The organism is Candidatus Binatia bacterium, from assembly GCA_036382395.1.
Classification (GTDB): Bacteria; Desulfobacterota; Binatia; order HRBIN30; family HRBIN30; genus JAGDMS01.
In genome coordinates, this window is the sequence record DASVHW010000454.1 from 1 (window position 1) to 5,854 (window position 5,854).

6 protein-coding genes are annotated in these 5,854 nt (G+C 64.3%); all 6 read left to right on the forward strand.

Going from position 1 to position 5,854, the window contains the following annotated elements; all coding sequences use genetic code 11:
* Positions 1-322: 322 nt before the first annotated feature.
* Positions 323-565 carry a hypothetical protein gene (locus VF515_22425; GenBank protein ID HEX7410385.1) on the forward strand — a complete coding sequence of 81 codons (243 nt, stop codon included), beginning with the start codon at positions 323-325 and terminating at the stop codon, positions 563-565.
* Entirely contained in the window at positions 537-962 is a 426-nt protein-coding gene (locus VF515_22430) for a type II toxin-antitoxin system VapC family toxin (GenBank protein HEX7410386.1), read from the forward strand. The genes VF515_22425 and VF515_22430 overlap by 29 nt, the downstream gene beginning before the upstream one ends.
* Positions 963-1,492: 530 nt before the next feature.
* Positions 1,493-2,155: a succinate dehydrogenase cytochrome b subunit gene (locus VF515_22435; protein HEX7410387.1), complete on the forward strand. Its 663-nt coding sequence runs from the start codon at positions 1,493-1,495 to the stop codon at positions 2,153-2,155.
* A 13-nt stretch (positions 2,156-2,168) separates the two neighbouring features.
* Positions 2,169-4,085, forward strand: a complete 1,917-nt coding sequence (locus tag VF515_22440) for a fumarate reductase/succinate dehydrogenase flavoprotein subunit (GenBank protein ID HEX7410388.1) — start codon at positions 2,169-2,171, stop codon at positions 4,083-4,085.
* Positions 4,086-4,114: 29 nt separating this feature from the next.
* On the forward strand, positions 4,115-4,882 hold the full coding sequence (locus VF515_22445; GenBank protein ID HEX7410389.1) for a succinate dehydrogenase/fumarate reductase iron-sulfur subunit: 768 nt from the start codon (positions 4,115-4,117) through the stop codon (positions 4,880-4,882).
* The gene (locus tag VF515_22450; protein ID HEX7410390.1) at positions 4,879-5,778 is read left to right on the forward strand and encodes an ATP-binding protein; all 900 of its coding nucleotides are present in this window, start codon (positions 4,879-4,881) and stop codon (positions 5,776-5,778) included. Before VF515_22445 ends, VF515_22450 begins: the two co-directional genes overlap by 4 nt.
* The last annotated feature ends 76 nt before the right edge of the window (positions 5,779-5,854 follow it).

Below are 5,854 nucleotides of genomic sequence, written 5' to 3' on the forward strand. Positions count from 1 at the left end.
AGCGGGCGACCGGGGTCGAACCGGCGACGTCCAGCTTGGGAAGGTGAAACGACGCGTTCGGGCATCTCCGCGGAAACTAAAGTAAATCTCGCGTTTTCAGTGGGTTGAGTGGCCTTTGGGTCATCCCGGATTGTCCCGTAAAATCCCTAAGAATCCCGAAAAACCGGGAACCGTTCCCGGTCGTCTCCGACCTCGATCGAGGGAAGTGCGGAATTTCGCACCGTTCCCATCCGCTGCCACGGATCGTCAGCCGCTTGTGACGAAACGCGGTTGGCTGCGTTGGGCTGGAGTGGTACAGGTATTTCAGCGAGGAACGAACGCAATGGCAACGGAACAGCTTGAGACGCGGGTGTCGGCATTAGAAGTCGAGATCGCCCGTTTGAAGAAGCGGCTGGAGGGGAAGCCTCCATCGCGGCAACCATGGTGGAAGGAAATCGCCGGCGGCTTCGCCAACGACCCGATTTTCGAGGAAGCGATGAAGCTGGGGGCACAATACCGCAGGTCGTTGCGCCCCACCAAGTCTCGCCGGACCCAGCATGTTCGTTCTCGACAGCGATCATCTTAGCTTGCTTCAGTGGAATGTCGGCGTCGAGGGCCGGCGGCTTGAGAAACGCCTCTCCGATGTTGCCGCCGACGAGATCGTCACGACCATCGTCAACTTCGAGGAACAGATGCGCGGGTGGCTATCCTACCTCGCGAAGTCGCGCACGGTTGTACAGCAGGTCGAAGCGTACCGTCGTCTGACTCGCCACCTCGAATACTATCGCCAAATTCCGGTGCTGGATTTCAGCGAAGCTGCTGCGGTTGAGTATCAGCGTCTGCGGAAACTGCAGCCGCGCATTGGAAGCCTGGATCTCAAGATCGCTGCAATCGTCCTGTCGAAGGGAGACACGCTCCTGTCCCGAAATCTCTCCGACTTCCGCCGAATTTCGGGTCTGAAGGTCGAGGACTGGACCTCGTAGCCCGCACGCTTGGTGGCGACTCTTTCCTCCGGATCTCGCCTGGGGCGAAGCGCCACCTATAGGGTACTCAAGAAGAATCAGGGCCAGCTTGTCTGTGAATCGGCGTCCAACCGCGACCGTCCACAGCGGCGGAGGCGCTTGTGTTTTCGCACCTTGCAGGGTCAGAATTCGACGCCGATTCACACGCTAGCGTCCCTGCAGACCTTCGCATGACGCTTGACAGGCGGTTTGTCCGCGCCGTACAGCGGAGCGGGTCCGTCGGGGATTTTCAGCGGGATGTCGGTGGGGGGTCGGAACGTTTTGATGGTATGCGGGCTATCCGCCGCCTCGTCGAGCGTCGCGCACGCGGCGCGCATGACGTTCGAGGTGCGGAACTGCCGCCCTCCGCTCCACGCTGGGGCTCTGCTTGGCGCATGTCCGAGGAGTTCCTTGACATACGACCTGTGTGGACGGATGGTTCCTTCCCGCGTGGCGCTTCCACTGCTCGCAGCGGCGCCGCTTGAAGCGTCTCCACAGAGAAAGGAAAGCCAATGCGACTGTTCTCAAGCTCGATCGGACGAAAGGCGCTCATGGCGGTCACGGGCCTGTTGATGGTCCTGTTCGTCGTCGGCCATCTGCTCGGCAACCTCACCATCTTCTGGGGACCGAGCGGGATCAACGCGTACGCGATGCATCTCCACGACCTCGCGCCGATCGTCTGGACCAGCCGGATCGTCATGGGTCTGGCGGTCGTCCTCCACATCGTCCTGTCGATTCAGCTCACGCTGGAGAACCAGGCGGCCAAGCCCCAGAAGTACGCAGTCTCCAGGTCACTGCGGGCGACCTTCGCCAGCAAGAACATGATCTGGACAGGCCTCATTCTGGGAGCCTTCATTGGCTACCACCTGCTCCAGTTTACGTTCCGCGTCACGCCCGGCCTGACGCTCGGGACCGACGTCCTGCAGCGGTTCGACGTCTACTCGATGGTGGTCGCCTCCCTGCGGAACGCGCTGGTCGGGATCGTCTACCTGGTCGCGATGGTGTCGCTCTGGCTTCACCTCTCCCACGGGGTCCAGAGCGTCTTCCAGACGCTCGGCCTGAGCAACGCCACGCTGCTTCCGCGCTACGGCGTGGCGGGCAAGGTGCTCTCGGCGATTTTCCTGGTCGGCTTCGGGGCGATCCCCGCGGTCATACTCGTTGGCATTTTGAAATAAGAAGGACGGCACCATGATCCTCGACGGAAAAGCCCCATCGGGCCGCATTCAGGATTCGTGGGACAAGTACCGCTTCGACCTGAAGCTGGTGAACCCCGCGAACAAGCGGAAGTACAAGGTCCTCGTCGTTGGCACCGGCTTGGCCGGCGCCTCGGCCGCCGCCTCGCTCGGCGAGCTGGGGTACAACGTGGAGGCGTTCTGCTACCAGGACAGCCCCCGGCGCGCCCACTCGATCGCCGCACAGGGCGGCATCAACGCCGCGAAGAACTACCCGAACGACGGCGACGGCATCTACCGGCTGTTCTACGACACCATCAAGGGCGGCGACTTCCGCGCCCGCGAGGCGGACGTCTGGCGGCTGGCCCAGGTCTCCAACAACATCGTCGACCAGTGCGTCGCGCAGGGCGTGCCATTCGCCCGCGACTACGCCGGCTATCTGGACACCCGCTCGTTCGGCGGCGCCCAGGTTTCGCGCACATTCTTCGCGCGCGGCCAGACAGGCCAGCAGCTCCTCCTGGGCGCCTACAGCGCGCTGTCCCGCCAGATCAAGGCGGGGACTGTGAAGCTGTTCGCGCGCACCGAGATGCTCGACCTGGTCGTGATTGACGGCGAGGCGAAGGGGATCACGGTTCGCGACCTGGTGACCGGCGAGATCCGGGCGCACGCTGGCGACGCCGTGGTGCTGGCGACCGGCGGGTACATGAACGTGTACTACCTGTCGACCAACGCGATGGGCTGCAGCGCGACGGCCATCTGGAAGGCCGCCAAGAAGGGCGCCTTCCTCGCCAACCCCTGCTACACGCAGATTCACCCCACCTGCATCCCGCAGGCGGGCGACTACCAGTCGAAGCTGACGCTGATGTCGGAGTCGCTGCGCAACGACGGCCGCGTCTGGGTCCCCAAGAAGAAGGAAGACTGCGGCAAGCCGGCGGGCCAGATCCCCGAGGAGGACCGCGACTATTACCTGGAGCGCAAGTACCCGACCTTCGGCAACCTCGCGCCCCGCGACATCGCGTCCCGCGCCGCCAAGGAGCAGTGCGACGACGGCCGCGGAGTCGGTCCCGGCGGGCGCGGCGTCTACCTCGACTTCCGCGACTCGATCAAGCGGCTCGGCGAGAAGGTGATCGCCGAGCGATACGGCAACCTGTTCGAGATGTACGAGCGCATCACCGACGAGAACGGCTACAAGCAGCCCATGCGCATCTATCCGGCGCCGCACTACTCGATGGGCGGGCTCTGGGTGGACTACGACCTGATGAGCAACGTCCCCGGCCTGTTTGTCCTGGGCGAGGCGAACTTCTCCGTGCACGGCGCCAACCGCCTCGGCGCGAGTGCGCTGATGCAGGGCCTGGCCGACGGCTATTTCGTCATCCCGAACACAATCGGCGGCTACCTGGCGGCCGCCACGCCGGGAAAGGTGACGGTGGACCATCCCGAGTTCGCCAAGTCGGCCGCCGAGGTGAAGGCGACCAACGACAAGTTGCTCTCGATCAGCGGGAAGCGGACGGTCACCGAGTTCACCCGCGAGCTTGGAAGCGTCATGTGGAACGACGTGGGCATGGCGCGCAGCGACGCGTCGCTCAAGAGCGCCCTGCAGAAGATCCCGGCCATCCGCGAGGAGTTCTGGAAGAACGTCAAGGTGACGGGCGGCAGCGGCGAGACCAACCAGCAGATCGAGAACGCCGGCCGCACGGCCGACTTCATCGAATTCGCCGAGATGCTCACGCGCGACGCCCTGCACCGGAAGGAATCCTGCGGCGGTCACTTCCGCGTCGAGCACCAGTACCCGGATGGCGAGGCGATGCGCGACGACGCGAACTTCTGCTACACGGCGGCGTGGGAGTTCAAAGGCATTGGCAAGGAACCCGAGCTTCACAAAGAGCCGCTGAAGTTCGAGAACGTCCACCTCGCGGTGAGGAGCTACAAATAATGAGCGCACAAACAGACGGACACGAGGTGATGAAGATCAAGCTGATCGTGTGGCGCCAGGCCAACCCGGAGGCGGCCGGTCACTTCGAGACGTACGAGGCCAAGGACATCACACCGCACCACTCCTTCCTGGAGATGCTGGACGTGGTCAACGAGGACCTCATCAAGCAGGGCAAGGACCCGATCGTCTTCGACCATGATTGCCGCGAGGGGATCTGCGGGACGTGCTCCGCGGTCGTCAACGGCGTGCCGCACGGCGGGCAGCAGCGCACCACTTTGTGCCAGCTGCACATGCGGAAGTTCAAGGATGGCGACGCGATCTACCTGGAGCCCTGGCGGGCGCGCGCCTTCCCCATCATCCGCGATCTCATGGTGGACCGCAGCGCCCTGGACAGATTGATCCAGGCAGCCGGCTGGGTCTCTTGCCACACCGGCGGCGCGCCGGACGGCAACGCCAGCCCCATCCCGAAGCCGGAAGCCGAATACGCGATGGACGCGGCCGAGTGCATTGGCTGCGGCGCCTGCGTGGCGGCGTGCCCCAACGGCTCGGCCATGCTCTTCGCTGGCGCCAAGGTGTCTCAGTACGCGGCACTCCCGCAGGGCCAGGTGGAGGCACCCCAACGGGTCGCCGCCATGATCCAGGCGATGGCCGAGAACGGCTTCGGGAACTGCTCGAACCACTACGAGTGCCAGGCGGCCTGCCCGAAGGGCGTGGACGTGAAGTTCATCACCCGCCTGAACCGCGAGTTCCACAAGGCCCTCGTTCTCGAGAAGATCGGGGCCATTCCGTCCACGTGAGCCTCGATCCAGAGCTGAGCAAACAGCTCAAGCGCGTCCTGTCTGCGCTGGAGCCGCTCTTGCCCAAGCCGGTCCAGAAGATCGACTGGGCCACCAGCCACGCGGCAAACTGGCGGCGCAGCACCTTCGACGGGACGATGGAACCCGTGCGCGACATCGAGGCGATCCGCCTCGACGACCTGCTGGGCATCGCGGCGCAGAAGAGCGTCCTGGAGGAGAACACCCGCCAGTTCTTGGCCGGTCTGCCCGCGAACAACGCGCTCTTGTGGGGCGCGCGCGGCACCGGAAAGTCGTCCGTGGTCCGGGCGCTCTTGCACACCTACGCGGACCAGGGGCTCCGGATCATCCAGGTGGACAAGGACGACCTCGTCAGCCTGCCGGCCATCGGGGACGCCGTGAAGGGCCAGCCGTACCGGTACATCCTGTTCTCGGATGACCTGTCCTTCGAATCCACCGACCCGAGCTACAAGGTGCTCAAGAGCGCGCTGGACGGCGCCGTGTATGCCCTGCCCGAGAACGTGCTCATTTACGTCACCTCCAACCGCAGGCACCTGGTCGCCGAGTACGCCAGCGACAACCGCGGGGCGATGATGGTCGAAGGTGAGGTCCACCATGGGGAGGCCGTGGAGGAGAAGATCTCCCTCTCCGGCCGCTTCGGCCTGTGGGTCGCGTTCCACCCCTTCAGCCAAGATCTCTACGTCGAGGTCACCCGCCACTGGGTCGCCAAGCTCGCGCAGAAGCACGGCGTTGAGCTGGAGTGGACCGAGGAGGCGGTGGCCGAGGCCCTCCTCTGGTCCCAGACAAAAGGAGACCGCAGCGGACGCATCTCCTGGCAATTCGCCAACGACTGGGTGGGACGAAACGCCATGGGGCGCAGAGGGGGTTCAGCTCCATAGCGATGCGGTCGAGCCCGAAAACGGGAACCTCGAGAACCTTCGCTCCCAGGCGCAGAGATCACGAGATCGAAAATGT

Coding starts and splice junctions, on each gene's coding strand:
- VF515_22445 (HEX7410389.1), top strand. CDS start 4,115: ATGAAGATCAAGCTGATCGTGTGGCGCCAGGCCAACCCGGAGGCGGCC.
- VF515_22430 (HEX7410386.1), top strand. CDS start 537: ATGTTCGTTCTCGACAGCGATCATCTTAGCTTGCTTCAGTGGAATGTC.
- VF515_22425 (HEX7410385.1), top strand. CDS start 323: ATGGCAACGGAACAGCTTGAGACGCGGGTGTCGGCATTAGAAGTCGAG.
- VF515_22440 (HEX7410388.1), top strand. CDS start 2,169: ATGATCCTCGACGGAAAAGCCCCATCGGGCCGCATTCAGGATTCGTGG.
- VF515_22435 (HEX7410387.1), top strand. CDS start 1,493: ATGCGACTGTTCTCAAGCTCGATCGGACGAAAGGCGCTCATGGCGGTC.